We start from the raw sequence: 13,456 nt of genomic DNA, 5'->3' as shown, positions 1-13,456 counted from the left end.
CCGGCCCGCCGCGGGCACGCAGCGTGACGTGACGGACACGCTGGAGGAACTGTACCGCCGGTGGCTGTTCGAGGTGTGGGGCGGCGACTTCGACGTGGCCGCGCAGATCCTCACCCCGGACTTCACCGGGCACTGGCCGAACCTGGAGGTCCACGGCCCGCAGGAGGCCGCCGACCAGGTCCGCCGCTCCCACGAGTACTTCACCGGCGTCCGCACCGCGCTGGACGCCGGTCCCGTCGTCGGCGACGGCATGGTCGCCGCCGCATGGAGCTTCCACGGCGCCTACCGCGGCGGTGTCCCCGGCGCCACCGCCGCGCCCGGCACACCGGTGTCGTTCCGCGGCCAGGACATCTTCCGCGCGCGGGACCGCCGGTTCGCCGAGTACTGGGTCGTCTCCGACGCCCTGGGCCTGATGACCGCCCTCGGCGCCCTCGGCTGACCCGCCCGCCGCCGGGTCAGACCAGGTCGATGAGGTCGGCGATCGAGGGCACGACGCGGTTCGGGCGGAACGGGAACCGGGCGATCTCGTCCTTGCGGGTCACGCCGGTCAGCACCAGGATCGTCTCCAGACCGGCCTCGACGCCGGCGACGATGTCGGTGTCCATGCGGTCGCCGACCATCGCGGTGCTCTCGCTGTGCCCGCCGACCCTGTTCAGCGCCGTCCGCATCATCAGCGGGTTGGGCTTGCCGATGAAGTAGGGCTCCACGCCCGTCGCGCGGGTGATCATGGCGGCGACCGCGCCGCACGCGGGCAGCGACCCCTCCGGGGACGGGCCGACCGGGTCGGGGTTGGTCGCCACGAACCGCGCGCCGGCCTCGATCAGCCGGATCGCCCGGGTGATCTGGGAGAAGCTGTAGGTGCGGGTCTCGCCCAGCACCACGTAGTCGGGGTCGATGTCGGTCAGCACGAAGTCCGACTCGTGCAGCGCCGTCGTCAGCCCCGCCTCCCCGATCACGTACGCCGACCCCTCGGGCCGCTGGTCGGCCAGGAACCGGGCGGTCGCCAGCGCCGACGTCCAGATCGACTCGGCCGGCACCCGCAGCCCCGCCGCCGCCAGCCGCGCCGACAGGTCCCGGCGGGTGTAGATCGAGTTGTTGGTCAGGACCAGGAAGGGCTTGCCGGAGGCCGACAGCCGCCGGATGAACTCCTCGGCACCGGGGACGGGACGGCCCTCGTGCACCAGGACCCCGTCCATGTCCGACAGCCAGTATTCGATCGGCCCGCGCTCGTTCATGTCCCCATTGTCGCAGGATCATCGCAGGCGGGGATCTTCGCCCGGACCGCCGGCCCGGACGCGCCCGGCGCGGCGGGGCCGTTGACCTGCGCGTGACGCGGATCATAGATTTCGGGCACGGCGCACCGAATCGTGTTCGGCGCTCGGGCCGCGCGGCGGCGCGCCGTCACCCCGCGGGAGGCGCGACGTGCACGACCAGCAATTGCCGGCCATCGCCGAGGTCAGGGCGGCGATGACGGCGCCCGGGCAGCTGTTCGAGATGGACGAGGCCGAGATCCGCGGGGTGCGGACCCGCGTCTGGAAGAACGCCCCGCCCACCCTCCGCGAGATCCTGGAGGTCTCCCGCGCCCACGGCGACGCCGCGTACCTGGTCTACGAGGGCGACCGGCTGAGCTTCGCCGACCACTACGCGCGGGCCGCCGCGTTCGCGCGCCGCCTCATCGACGGCTACGGCGTCGCCAAGGGCGACCGGGTCGCGATCGCGATGCGCAACTACCCCGAATGGTCGGTGGCGTTCTTCGGCGCCGCCGTCGCCGGCGCCGTGGTGGTGCCGCTGAACGCCTGGTGGACCGCCGCCGAGCTGGAGTACGGGCTCGCCGACAGCGGCGCCGCGGTCCTCATCGCCGACGCCGAGCGCGCCGAACGGCTCTCCGGCGTCCTGCCGGGGCTCGGCGTCCGCTGCCTGGTCGCCCGCGCGGACGGCGCCGTCCCCGCCGGCTGCGAGTCGTTCGAGGCCGTCCTCGGCGACCCCGGCGACCCCGCCGCCGCGTCCCTGCCGGACGTGCCGCTCGACCCCGACGACGAGGCCACGATCTTCTACACCTCCGGCACCACCGGCCGCCCCAAGGGCGCTCTGGGCACCCACCGCAACATCGCCACCAACCCCGTCAGCCTCGCCTACGGGATCATCTCCGCCGGGATCCGCGCGGGCCGGACGGTCGAGGAGCTGACCGCGCCGCAGCCGCGGGTGACGCTGCTGAGCGTCCCGTTCTTCCACGCCACCGGCTGCCACTCGGTCCTGGTGACCAGCGCCCTGCAGGGCGGCACCGTCGTGATGATGTACAAGTGGGACGTGCCGACCGCTCTGGAGCTGATCGAGCGGGAGCGCGTCACCGGGTTCGGCGGCGTCCCCACCATGGCGTGGCAGGTGCTGACCTCCCCCGACTTCGACAAGTACGACACCTCCAGCCTCACCGGCGTCAGCTACGGCGGCGCCCCCGCCGCGCCCGCCCTCGTCGACAAGATCAGGGAGCGGCTGCCCGAGCGGGCCCCCGGCAACGGCTACGGCCTGACCGAGACGTCGTCGGTCACCACCTACAACGGCGGCGTCAACTACCTGGAGCGGCCCGAGAGCGTCGGCCCGCCCGTCGCGGTCTGCGACGTCAAGGTCGTCGACCCCGCCGGCGGGGAGCTGCCGCCCGGGGAGGTCGGCGAGCTGCTCATCAAGGGCCCCAACGTCATCAAGGGCTACTGGAACAAGCCCGAGGCGACCGCGCAGGCGTTCGTGGACGGCTGGTTCCACAGCGGCGACCTGGCCCGCCTGGACGACGACGGGTTCGTGTACATCGTCGACCGCGCCAAGGACATGCTCATCCGCGGCGGGGAGAACATCTACTGCGCCGAGGTCGAGGCCGCCCTGTACGAGCACCCCGCCGTCGCCGACTGCGCCGTCATCGGCGTCCCCCACCAGGTCCTCGGCGAGGAGGTCGGCGCCGTGATCGTGCCGCGTCCCGGCGCCGCCGTCACCGAGCAGGACATCGCGGCGTTCCTGGCCGGCCGGATCGCCGCCTTCAAGGTCCCGGTGCACTACTGGTTCCGCGACGAGGGCCTGCCCCGCAACCCCGGCGGGAAGATCCTCAAGACCCGCCTGCGCGAAGAGCTCCTCGGCTGACCCGCCCGCGCCCCGGGGTGCCCGGACATGCGGCGGGGCGCCCCGGGACCCGCCCGGGGCGCCCCGCCCGACCGCGGACGCTCAGACGTTGACGCCGAAGTCGGAGGCGATGCCCGACAGGCCCGAGGCGTACCCCTGGCCCACCGCGCGGAACTTCCACTCCGCGCCGCTGCGGTACAGCTCGCCGAACACCATCGCGGTCTCGGTCGAGGCGTCCTCCGACAGGTCGTAGCGTGCGATCTCGCTGTTGTCGGCCTGGTTCACCACCCGGATGAAGGCGTTGCGGACCTGGCCGAAGCTCTGCTGCCGGCCGTCGGCGTCGTAGATCGACACCGGGAACACGATCTTGGAGACATCGGCCGGCACGGTCGACAGGCTCACCTTGATCTGCTCGTCGTCGCCCTCGCCCTCACCGGTCAGGTTGTCACCGGTGTGCTCGACCGAGCCGTCGGGGCTCTTGAGGTTGTTGAAGAACACGAAGTGCTGGTCCGACAGCACCTTGTTCTCCGCCGAGCACACCAGAGCGCTGGCGTCGAGGTCGAAGTCGGTACCGGTCGTGGTCCGCACGTCCCAGCCCAGACCAACCACGACGGCGGTCAGTCCGGGAGCCTCCTTGGTCAGCGAGACGTTGCCGCCCTTGCTCAGACTGACTCCCACTGTGTCTACCTCCGTATCGGCCTCTGCGGGTGCGATTCACCCGCGCGCGTTTCGTCTGTCTTACGAGAACGGTAGCCACCTCACGCTGGTTCCCCCGCCTCCTTGTCAAAATCACGGCGTGGCGTGCCGGTTTTCCTTGCCGCCGTGTTCCGGGCCCGCCGTGTTGCTCACCCGCCCCCGAGGAACGCGGCGGCCGGCGCGCCGATCGCGGAGGGGAGCTCGAACGCGGCGGCCAGCTCCCCGGCGCGCGGGGCCAGCTCGTCGCAGGCGGCCCGCCGCGCCGCCCACACCTCGTCGAGCATCCCGGGCGGCACCACCCCCTCGTTCAGCAGGTCGGCGGCGCGGTGGTCCAGCCGGTTCAGGGCGTGCAGGCGCAGCACGGGCGCCAGCGCCGGCGGCCCCGCGTCCAGGGCGGAGGCGAGGATCTCCAGGACGATCCGGTCGGCGCAGGCAGCCGCGGTCCGCGCGGCCAGCACCAGGTTGGCGTTCCACGCGGTGAACGCGTCGTCGCCCGAGCCGCGGGCCGCCTCCACCCGCGCGGCGAGCCGGTCGCGCATCCGGCGCTCGGCGTCGCGGGCCAGGAACAGCCACACCCGCGGGGACTCCAGGTCGCCGCCGTCGGGCGGCCCGGCCCCCGGCTCGGGCGGGACGTAGCGGTCCAGTTCCGCCATCGCGCGGGCGGTGTCGTAGAGGATCAGCTCGTTGTCGCCGCCGGCGCTGGCGTAGGCGTGCGTCAGGCCCCGGTAGGAGTTGAGGCGCTCGACGGCCGCGAACCCGGGCGCGCCGCTGTGCACCCGGCACGCCGACACCGTCTCCTGCGCCTGGGCGGTCGCGGCGGCCTTCAGCAGCGCCAGGTCGCGGTCGACCGCCGACCACGGCGCCCACGCGGTGTCCGGCCCCCCGGCGGCGGTGGCGGCGGGCTCGGCGGAGGTGCGGCGGGCCTGGACGTGGGCGGCGACGGCGGTGAGCGCGTAGCCGGACGCGAGCGCGCCCAGCACCGCCTCCTGCTGGTTGCGGTAGTCGGTCAGCGGGCGGCGCGGCGCCAGCCGGCCGAGCGTGACGCGTCCCGCCGAGTGCGCCAGCAGCGTCCCCGCCGACGCCCGCGTGATCGCGGCCGACGCGGAGATGACGGCCCGCCACACCGCCGGGGCGATGCCCATCGACCGCGTCAGCCGCGCCGCCGGGGACCCGGCGGGGTCGTGGAAGGACCCGTCGGCGTCGATGCGGGCGCCGTCGCGCAGCCACGACCGGTAGGGCACCGCCAGGTCGTCCAGCCGCACCGCCGCGTAGTCGACCTGCAGGCCCGTCGTCTCCGGCGCCTCGATGATCCGGACGCCGGGCGGGACGGCGCCGTCCGCGCCGCGCAGCGGCACCACGAACACGAACACGCCGCGTTCCCGGCCGCCGTGCACGAGGGTGGCGTAGACGGCGGCGGTCTTGGGGACGCGGGGGTGGGCGGTGTTGGTGGGGAACTTGGCGGCCTGCGCGTCCGGCGTGCTCAGCACGAACCCGCCGGACGACGGGTCGTGGCGGGCGACGGTGCGCGGCGACAGGTGGCTGTTGCTGCGCCCCACCTCGGTCATCAGCAGCGTCCCGAACGAGGTCATCGACTCCAGGTCGTCGCGCGCCCGGCGGGGGCCGTCCCGCCCGGCGCCGAACCGCAGGATCGGGCCGAGCGCCAGGGTGTAGTGCAGCAGCATCACGTGGAACAGGGCCGGGTCGGCGATCGCGGCGCGTTCCAGCAGCGCGCACAGCGCCGGCGGGTCGTCCAGCAGCTCGGGCGCCGGCGGCGCGGCCAGGCCCGCCCGCCGCAGCCGCTCGTAGGTGAGTTCCTGGCGGCCGCGGGCGGTGAGCCCGGCGGGGTAGGCGAAGAACTCGTCGGGGACGGCCGCGTCCAGCCGCGCCCGCGTCTCGGCGTCCAGGGACGTGCCCCGCACGAAGGCGAGCAGGCCCGCGTCGGGGACGGCGCCGGTGAGGGAGTCCGTGCCGGTGATGGTGTCCATCGGGGTCCTCCGTCAGGCTCGGGGGCGGGCGGCGGGCGCGGGCGGGCCCGGACGCGGCCCGGGCGGGCGGTCGCGCAGCGGCGTCAGGGTGCGCGCGCCCGGCAGCGTCAGCCGCGCGCACTGGCAAAGCGCGTTCCCGGCGCCGGCCTCGGTGAAGACCGTCGCGCCCGCCTCGTGCACCGCGCGCAGCGTCTGCGGCAGCCGCACCGGCTTGACGATGCAGTCGGCCAGCGCGCGGTGCAGGTCGTCGCCGTCGCGGTAGGCGCGGCCCCGCACGGGCGAGTGCACCGGCAGTTCCAGCGGCCGCTGCGGGAAGCGGCGGATCATCGTGTACCACTCGTCGTCGGCTCCGGCCATCGCGGGATGGTGCGACAGGTAGGGGACGGCGAGCCGCACGGTCCGCACTCCCCGGCCGCGTGCGGCGTCCAGAACCTCCTCCAGGGGGCCGTCCGGCCCGGACACGACCGTCACCGACGGCGCGTTCAGGCAGGCCACCACGACCTGCGGGGCGGCGGCGGCCTCGATGCAGGCGCGTGCGCCGTCCTCGCCGGCCTCCAGCAGGGCCAGGCCGCCGCCGCGGCCGCGGCGCGTCAGCACGCCGACGAGGCTGACGGCCATGCGGGCGCCGTCGGTGATCGCGAACGCGCCGGCGCTGACCAGCGCGGCGATCTCCCCGAAGCTCTGCCCGACCACGTGGCCGGGGTGCACGCCGGCGGTCCGCAGGACCCGGTCGACGGCGACCGAGGCGGCGTATCCGGTGAGCTGGGCGACGCCGGGCGCGCGGGCCGCCGCGCGGTAGGCGCCGGGGTCCTCCAGCAGGATCGAGCGCAGGGACGGCCACCCGGCGCGCGGCAGTCCCTCCTGGACGGCGTCCAGGACGTCGGCGACGGCGCGTGCGGCGGCGCGTCCGGTGCGGGCGAGCGCGGGAAGGTCGGGGACCCCCGCCGAGCCGGTGCCGGCGAAAAGGAACGCGCACACGTCGTCGGGCTTGAGCTCCTCGGCCGGATGAAGATGAGAGAACGGCACGCGGGGTCTCCTTACCTCGAAGGAAGGCTCTCTTTTCTATTTGGATAAAGGCCGCTTAACTCCTAGTTATGGAACATAAACTCTGAAATGGGATTATTCGCTCATGGAATCCGTCTGGCAACCGTCAGTGGCACGAACACCGCACGGCCTCCACCCGCACGGCGGACATCGGGGGTGGGCGATCCGCGGAACCGGCGCGTATCTGCCCGCCCGCCGCGTGCACAGCGAGGAACTGTCCCGGTCGTTGGGACTGGCTCCGTCCTGGATCGAGGAGCGCACCGGCATCCGCCACCGGCACGTCGCCGGGCCCGGGCAGGCGGCCTCGGACCTGGCCGCGGCCGCCGCCGGGCCTGCGCTGGAGCAGGCGGGACTGGACGCGAGCGACATCGGCCTGATCGTCCTCGGCACCTCAACCCCCGACGAGCTGGGCCCCTCCACCGCCTGCCGCGTGCAGGCGCTGCTGGGCGCCCGCCGCGCCGCCGCGTTCGACGTCGCCGCCGCCTGCACCGGGTTCGTCTACGGGCTGCAGGCCGCGGTCGGCTGGCTCGCCGGGCGGCCCGAGCCCGCGCCGCACGCGCTGGTCATCGGCGTCGAGGTGTACTCCCGGTTCCTCAACCCCGCCGACCGCGCCACCGCCGCGCTGTTCGGGGACGGCGCCGCGGCCGCGGTGATCGGGCCCGTCGCGCCGCCGTACGGGATCGGCCGGGTCACGCTCGGGTCGGACGGCTCCCGCGCCGGGGACGTGCTCATCCCCGCCGGAGGCAGCCGCCGCCCCGCCGGCGCCGACACCCTCGCCGGGCTCGGCCACACCATCCACATGGACGGCCGGGCCGTGCGCGGTTTCATCTCCGCCGTCTTCCCCCGGCTGGTGGCCGAGGCCGCCGAGGACGCCGGGATCAAGCCCGCCGACCTGGCGCTGGTCGTCCCGCACCAGCCCAACCCGCGGCTGGTCGCCTCGCTGGCCTGCGCGGCCGGCCTCGACCCGGCGCAGCTGGCGATCGCCGGGCAGGACGTCGGCAACATCGGCGCCGCCAGCCTCCCCTACGCCCTGGACCGGGCCGTGCGCGAGCACCGGATCGCGGCCGGGGACCTGGTCCTGCTCGCCGGCTTCGGCGCGGGCGTGACCTGGGGGCACACCCTCGTCACCTGGCCGCCCGCCTGACCTCCCGCCCGCGCACATGCCTTGCCGGTTATATGCGAAAGGAGTTATGTTCGGGGTGCGAGCACGTGTGCCCGCCGCGCCTCCGGGCAGGAACGCCACCGACGAAAGGCAGCGCGAGATGAACAACGACGGCACCACGGGCGGCACCACGGGCGGCGCCGGCGCCTCCGACGGCACCGCCGCCCACCGGGACGGGCGCACCCTGCTGCGCTTCGAACGGCGCCTGCGGCACCCGCCCGAACGGGTATGGCGGGCCCTCACCGACCCGGCCGAGCTGTCGGCGTGGCTCGCCGACGCCGTCCTGGAACCCGCCGCCGGCGGCAAGTTCGAGCTGCGCTGGCTCAACGCGGGCGACGACCCGCCGGTCGCCCGCGGCACCGTCACCGCCTTCGACCCGCCGCGGCTGCTGGAACTGGACTCCGACATCCACGGCCGGCTGCGGTGGGAGCTGACCCCCGTCCCCGAAGGGACCCGCCTGGTGTTCACCAGCGACGTCGAACTGCCCGGCGACTACCTCATCCAGACCCTGGCCGGCTGGCACCTGCACCTGGACTACCTCGAGGAGGCCCTCGACGGCGCCCGCGTCGACTGGGCGAACTGGACGGCCGCCCGCTGGCAGGTCCACCACGACCGCTACGCCGCCCGCCTCGGCGCCCTGGACGCCGTCCGCGCCCTGCACCGGCGGATCCTGGACGGCTGGAACGCCCGCGACGGCCGCGCGTTCGCCGAGCCGTTCCGCGACGACGGCGAGACGATCGGGTTCGACGGCACCCTGCACTCCGGCCGCGCCGAGATCGCCGCGCAGACGGACCGGATCTTCGCCGGCCACCCGACCGGCCGCTACGTCGCCGTGGTCCGCGACGTCCGGGTCATCGGCCCCGGCGCCGCCGTGCTGCGCGCCGTCGCCGGGATGGTGCCGCCCGGCGCGTCCGACCTCAATCCCGACGCCAACAGCGTCCAGACTCTCACCGCGTCCCGGGTCGCGGACGAGTGGCGCGTCGCGCTGTTCCAGAACACCCCGGCCGCCTACCACGGGCGTCCCGAGGCCTCCGCCGCGCTCACCGCCGAGCTCCGCGCCCTCCTGGCCGGCGAGGGAGGGCGGGAAGCGTGAAACGGCGGAGGACCCGTGGCCGTCCGGCCCCGGGTCCTCCGCCGTCGCGGTGCGCGGTGTCAGCGCCCGGCGCGGCCCCGCAGGGAGCGCAGCACCCGGCGGGACTCGGCGCGGCGGTCCCAGGCGACCGCGGCGAACACGGCGGCGTACGCGGCGGGCAGCAGCGCCCACGCGGGCTCCAGCACCAGGATCTGGGTGAGGACGGCGCCGCCCATCAGGCCGATCAGCCCGGCCGCGGCGAGCCCGGCCAGCCGCGGGATCACCAGCGCGATCGCGCCGGCGGCCTCGACGGCGCCGGTCGCGTACCGGAACCACTGGCCCCAGCCGATCTCGGTGAAGGTCTCGACCGCGGATTTTTCTTCGAGATTTTTCCGCTGCCGTGTCAGCGCAGGTGAAAGCCATCGCCGGTCCCGACCCCGGGCGGATCGCCCGCGCGTCACCACGGGGACACGATCAGGGCCTGGACGGCGAGCGCGGTCGCGGCCTGCGCCGCCAGCCATGCCCGCGACGGAGGCCGGTGCAGGGCGGCCGCCACGAGCAGCCAGGCGGAGAACGGCACCCAGATCCGCTCGACCTCGCCCCGGGTCACGCCGGAGGCGTCCAGGACGAGCACGCCCACCAGCGCCGCGGCCGCGATGGCCGCCGCCGCGGCGGCCGGGGACACGGCCCTCACCCGGATCGCGCCGCGCAGCGCGCCCAGCGCGCGGGGCAGCGCGTGCGCGGCCGCCGGGCCGGTCAGCAGGCCCAGCACGGCGAGGTTCGCCAGGACGAAGTAGGCGTAGGAGCGCTGCGACGACCCGCGGCTGACCAGGTAGGTCTCCAGCGTGGCGCGGACACCGTCCGGCCACCAGAACCCCAGCAGCGTGAACGCGGCCGGCACCACCACCAGGCCGGCCGCGAGCGCCGCCGCCACGCGCGCCCGGGGCCGGGTCAGCACCAGCACCGCCAGCGGCACCGCGAACAGCGGCAGCAGCCCGTAGCTCAGATACGGCAGGCATCCCAGCAGCAGCCCGCCCGCCCCGGCGGCGGCGAGCCCCCGCGCGCCCGCGCGGCGGGCCGCCAGGGCGAGCAGCGCCGTCCCCCACGCGCCCACGGCGAGGAAGAACGCGTCCATCGCGGTCGCGATCCACAGCGCCGCCGGCGCCAGCGCCAGGAACGGCACCGCCGCCCGCGCCATGCCCTCGCCCGCCACGCACCGCACCGTCACCGCGATCGCCGCCACCGCGGACGTTCCCGCCGCGATGATGAACGCCGCCGCCCAGCCGGTCCCGCCCAGCCCGGCCGCCTCCAGCGCCCACAGCACCAGCATCGGCAGCGGCGGATGGCCCCGCACGTGCGTGGTGTAGCCGCCGAGCCGCTCGGTGAAGGTCTGCAGCCACAGCAGCGGGTCGGGCCGCATCTGCGCCAGGCCCGCCGGGTATTCGGTGGGGGCGTTGAGCGGGGCCGCGAGCGCGTCCCAGCCGCCGGCGGCCGCCAGCGCCACCGCCCACGCCGCCGCCACCGCCCACCCGGCGGCCGGCAGCGCCCGCCACGGCAGCCGGGCCGCCAGCACCGGGAGCGCCGCCACGGCGGCGGCCGCGACCGCCGCCGCGGGCAGCAGCTCCCAGGTCAGCGGCCACCCCCGCGCCCGCGCATGCAGCGGGGGCAGCCGGTCCTCGGTCGCCAGGCCGGCACGCCGCAGGTACCAGCCCACCGCGAACGCCGCCGCGATCCCCGCCGCCCACACCGCGACGGCGGCCCACCCCGGCCCCGCGCGCCACCGGACGTCCTTGCGTTCCGCCGGGCGGCGCCTGCGCACATCGGTGAGGATCACGCGTGTCCCTTCTCCGCGGGCCGCGGAGGCCCGCCGGCGTCCTCGGTCTCCACCGGTCCGCCGCCCCGCAGCGGCTCCTCGTACGGTTCGCCGATCACGCCGCGGCCGTCCGGGCGCCCAGGGCCCGCACGGCGGCCGCGAACCGGCCGCCCGCGGCGCGGGCGGCGACGGACTGCGCGTCGGCCGGGGTGTCGACGTCGGTGAGCCGGGGCAGGAATCCCACCTCCAGGCCGGCGTTGCGCAGCCGCGTGAGCAGGACCTCCCCGGTGTAGGTCCGCGACATCGGGACGCCGCGCAGCAGCCGCGCGTCGGGGCGCCGCAGCCCGAGCAGCCAGAACCCGCCGTCGGAGGCCGGGCCGACCACCGCGTCGTGCCGGGCCAGGCCGCGGTGCGCCTGCGCCAGCAGCCTCGGCGTGACCTGCGGGGTGTCCATCCCGATCAGCACGAGGGGGCGGCCCGCCCAGGCGTCGTCGAAGGCGTGGGCGAGGCGCTCGTCCAGGCCGCCGCCGCGCTGGGCGATCACGGTGAACCCGCGGGGCAGCCACCGTCCGGGCGTGCCGTCGAGCGCGAGGACGCGTCGCCCGGCCGGGGCCGCGGCGACGGCGGCGAGGGTGTCGCGCAGGGACGCCTCGGCCAGCGCGGCGGCCTCGGCCGGCGTGTACGCGGGCGTCAGCCGCGTCTTGACCCGCCCCACGGCGGGTTCCTTGGCGATGACGATGACGTCCGCCGGCGGCCCGCCGTCCGCTGCGTCCTTCACGGTGTCGTTGAGGGTGTCGTTCATGGGGCGACCTCCGCCAGGACGCGGCGCATGTCGCGGACGGCGCGGACCGTCCCGCCGAGCGTCCCGGTCACCTTCGACTCGCCGGTGCGGGGGAGGTAGGCGACGTCGACCTCCCCGATCCGCCAGCCGGCGCGGGACGCGCGCAGCACCATCTCCAGCGGGTAGCCGAACCGGCGGTCCGCCAGCCCGAGCCCGAGCAGGCTGCCGCGGCGGGCGGCGCGCATCGGCCCCAGGTCGTGCAGCCGCGTCCCGGCGCGCCGGTTCAGCGACCGGGCCAGGACGGCGTTGCCGAGCCGCGCGTGCGGCGGCCACGCGCCGCGCCCGGACGGCCGCCGCCGCCCCAGCACCAGCCCGGGCCGCCCCGCCTCCTCCAGCTCGTGGAGGGCGGCGACGATCCGGGGCAGCTCGGCCGGGTCGAGGGAGGCGTCGGCGTCCATCACGCACACCACCTCGGTGGCGGCGGCCAGCAGCCCCTCGTGGCAGGCGGCGCCGAACCCGCGGACCGACGCCGGGACGACGCGTGCGCCGTGGTCGGCGGCGACGCGCGCGGAGCCGTCGGTGGAGGCGTTGTCGACCACCAGCGGCCGGAAGCCCTCGGGCATGCGCGTCAGCACCCAGGGCAGGGCCTTGGCCTCGTTGAGGCACGGGAGAACCACATCGATCACGGTTGTGACGCTACTTTCGGTGACGGGTGAACGACCCTTACGAACTGGTGACGGGCCGCCGGGCGAACTCGGCCGTCCCGTCGGCGAACGCCACCGACGGGGAGAACCCCAGCTCGCGGCGGGCGCGGTCGGGGCGGGCGACGATGTGGCGGACGTCCCCGAGCCGGTAGCCGCCGGTGACGCGCGGGCCGGGCCCGCCGAACGCGGCGGCGAGCGCCGCCGCCATGTCGCCGATGGTCCGGGGCTCGCCGCTGGCGACGTTGTAGGCGCGCAGCCCGCCGGGCTCGGGCGGCCCGACCGCGACCCGCTCCAGCGCCAGCACGTTGGCGCGGGCGACGTCGCGGACGTGCACGAAGTCGCGGCGCTGCGCGCCGTCCTCGAACACCAGCGGCGCCCTCCCGTCCATCAGCCGCGACCGGAAGATCGCCGCGACCCCCGCGTAGGGGGTGTCGCGCGGCATCCGCGGCCCGTACACGTTGTGGTAGCGCAGCGCGGCGACCGAGCCGCCGGTCGCCCGCGCCCACGAGGCGGCCAGGTGCTCCTGGGCGAGCTTGGTGTCGGCGTAGACGTTGCGGGGGTCGGGCGGGGTCTCCTCCCCGACGACGCCGGGGTCGAGCGGCCGCCCGCAGGACGGGCAGGCGGGCTCGAACCGCCCCGCCCGCAGCGCCTCCTCCGCGCGGGGCCCGGGACGCACCGCGCCGTGCCGGTCGCAGGTGTAGGCGCCCTCCCCGTACACCACCATCGAGGAGGCCAGGACGAGGGTGCCGACGCCGGCGCGGGCCATCTCCGCCAGCAGCACGGCGGTGCCCTGCACGTTGACGGAGGTGTAGGCGGGCAGGTCGGACACGTCCACGCCGAGGCCGACCTTGGCGGCCTGGTGGCAGACGGCGTCCACGCCGTCCAGCCGCTCCGCCACCGCGCCGGCGTCGCGGACGTCGGCGGGGTCGCCGCCGGCGCCGCCGGGTTGCGTGTCCAGGCCGCGGACGCGGTGCCCGGCGGCGGTCAGGGCCTCGGCGATGTGCGAGCCGATGAATCCGGCCGACCCGGTGAGCAGTACGTTCATGCGGACGAAGGTAGGACGCGCCGGCCGCCCGGACGGGCGTGAACGGCCC

The 13,456-nt window shown here is 76.0% G+C and carries 13 protein-coding genes; 4 read left to right on the top strand and 9 right to left on the bottom strand.

Features of this window, described 5'->3' with window-relative positions:
- Nucleotides 1-28 precede the first annotated feature (28 nt).
- Nucleotides 29-439, top strand: a complete 411-nt coding sequence (locus tag ACTWPP_RS33375; RefSeq protein WP_443108373.1) for an ester cyclase — start codon at nucleotides 29-31, stop codon at nucleotides 437-439.
- Between the two features lie 16 nt (nucleotides 440-455).
- Here the strand turns inward: ACTWPP_RS33375 and ACTWPP_RS33370 are convergent, their stop codons facing one another.
- Nucleotides 456-1,235, bottom strand: a complete 780-nt coding sequence (locus ACTWPP_RS33370) for an HAD-IIA family hydrolase (protein WP_443108372.1) — start codon at nucleotides 1,233-1,235, stop codon at nucleotides 456-458.
- A 187-nt stretch (nucleotides 1,236-1,422) separates the two neighbouring features.
- Here ACTWPP_RS33370 and ACTWPP_RS33365 point away from each other — a divergent pair, with 187 nt between their 5' ends.
- Nucleotides 1,423-3,126 (top strand): class I adenylate-forming enzyme family protein, encoded by a 1,704-nt coding sequence (locus ACTWPP_RS33365; protein WP_443108371.1) that lies wholly within the window; start codon nucleotides 1,423-1,425, stop codon nucleotides 3,124-3,126.
- A gap of 81 nt (nucleotides 3,127-3,207) precedes the next feature.
- On the opposite strand, the gene ACTWPP_RS33360 is transcribed toward ACTWPP_RS33365, so the two are convergent.
- From ACTWPP_RS33360 to ACTWPP_RS33350, 3 genes are all read right to left on the bottom strand, one after another.
- The gene (locus ACTWPP_RS33360; protein ID WP_443108370.1) at nucleotides 3,208-3,783 is read right to left on the bottom strand and encodes a TerD family protein; all 576 of its coding nucleotides are present in this window, start codon (nucleotides 3,781-3,783) and stop codon (nucleotides 3,208-3,210) included.
- A gap of 167 nt (nucleotides 3,784-3,950) precedes the next feature.
- The gene (locus ACTWPP_RS33355; protein WP_443108369.1) at nucleotides 3,951-5,786 is read right to left on the bottom strand and encodes an acyl-CoA dehydrogenase family protein; all 1,836 of its coding nucleotides are present in this window, start codon (nucleotides 5,784-5,786) and stop codon (nucleotides 3,951-3,953) included.
- 12 nt (nucleotides 5,787-5,798) lie between these two features.
- The gene (locus ACTWPP_RS33350) at nucleotides 5,799-6,812 is read right to left on the bottom strand and encodes an acyltransferase domain-containing protein (protein WP_443108368.1); all 1,014 of its coding nucleotides are present in this window, start codon (nucleotides 6,810-6,812) and stop codon (nucleotides 5,799-5,801) included.
- A 103-nt stretch (nucleotides 6,813-6,915) separates the two neighbouring features.
- On the opposite strand from ACTWPP_RS33350, the gene ACTWPP_RS33345 reads away from it, so the two are divergent.
- Complete coding sequence (locus tag ACTWPP_RS33345) at nucleotides 6,916-7,974, top strand: 3-oxoacyl-ACP synthase III family protein (RefSeq protein ID WP_443108367.1); 1,059 nt, start codon at nucleotides 6,916-6,918, stop codon at nucleotides 7,972-7,974.
- Between the two features lie 55 nt (nucleotides 7,975-8,029).
- Nucleotides 8,030-9,085, top strand: coding sequence for an SgcJ/EcaC family oxidoreductase (locus ACTWPP_RS33340; protein ID WP_443108366.1), 1,056 nt, complete (start codon nucleotides 8,030-8,032; stop codon nucleotides 9,083-9,085).
- A 59-nt stretch (nucleotides 9,086-9,144) separates the two neighbouring features.
- Here ACTWPP_RS33340 and ACTWPP_RS33335 read toward each other — a convergent pair whose 3' ends face one another.
- The 5 genes from ACTWPP_RS33335 to ACTWPP_RS33315 all read right to left on the bottom strand — a co-directional run bounded on the left by ACTWPP_RS33335 (nucleotide 9,145) and on the right by ACTWPP_RS33315 (nucleotide 13,407).
- Nucleotides 9,145-9,525 (bottom strand): DoxX family protein, encoded by a 381-nt coding sequence (locus tag ACTWPP_RS33335; protein WP_443108365.1) that lies wholly within the window; start codon nucleotides 9,523-9,525, stop codon nucleotides 9,145-9,147.
- Nucleotides 9,522-10,898: a hypothetical protein gene (locus tag ACTWPP_RS33330; RefSeq protein ID WP_443108364.1), complete on the bottom strand. Its 1,377-nt coding sequence runs from the start codon at nucleotides 10,896-10,898 to the stop codon at nucleotides 9,522-9,524. Before ACTWPP_RS33330 ends, ACTWPP_RS33335 begins: the two co-directional genes overlap by 4 nt.
- Nucleotides 10,899-10,992: 94 nt before the next feature.
- Nucleotides 10,993-11,679, bottom strand: a complete 687-nt coding sequence (locus ACTWPP_RS33325; protein WP_443108363.1) for a TIGR04282 family arsenosugar biosynthesis glycosyltransferase — start codon at nucleotides 11,677-11,679, stop codon at nucleotides 10,993-10,995.
- Nucleotides 11,676-12,344 carry a glycosyltransferase family 2 protein gene (locus ACTWPP_RS33320; protein ID WP_443108362.1) on the bottom strand — a complete coding sequence of 223 codons (669 nt, stop codon included), beginning with the start codon at nucleotides 12,342-12,344 and terminating at the stop codon, nucleotides 11,676-11,678. The genes ACTWPP_RS33325 and ACTWPP_RS33320 overlap by 4 nt, the downstream gene beginning before the upstream one ends.
- Before the next feature lie 37 nt (nucleotides 12,345-12,381).
- Nucleotides 12,382-13,407, bottom strand: coding sequence for an NAD-dependent epimerase/dehydratase family protein (locus tag ACTWPP_RS33315; protein ID WP_443108361.1), 1,026 nt, complete (start codon nucleotides 13,405-13,407; stop codon nucleotides 12,382-12,384).
- Nucleotides 13,408-13,456: the final 49 nt, after the last annotated feature.

It is taken from the genome of Actinomadura sp. 3N407 (assembly GCF_052245875.1).
In the GTDB taxonomy this organism is placed as follows: domain Bacteria; phylum Actinomycetota; class Actinomycetes; order Streptosporangiales; family Streptosporangiaceae; genus Spirillospora.
The sequence above is the reverse complement of the archived record's forward strand: the minus strand, read 5'-3'. Positions and strand labels throughout refer to the sequence as shown.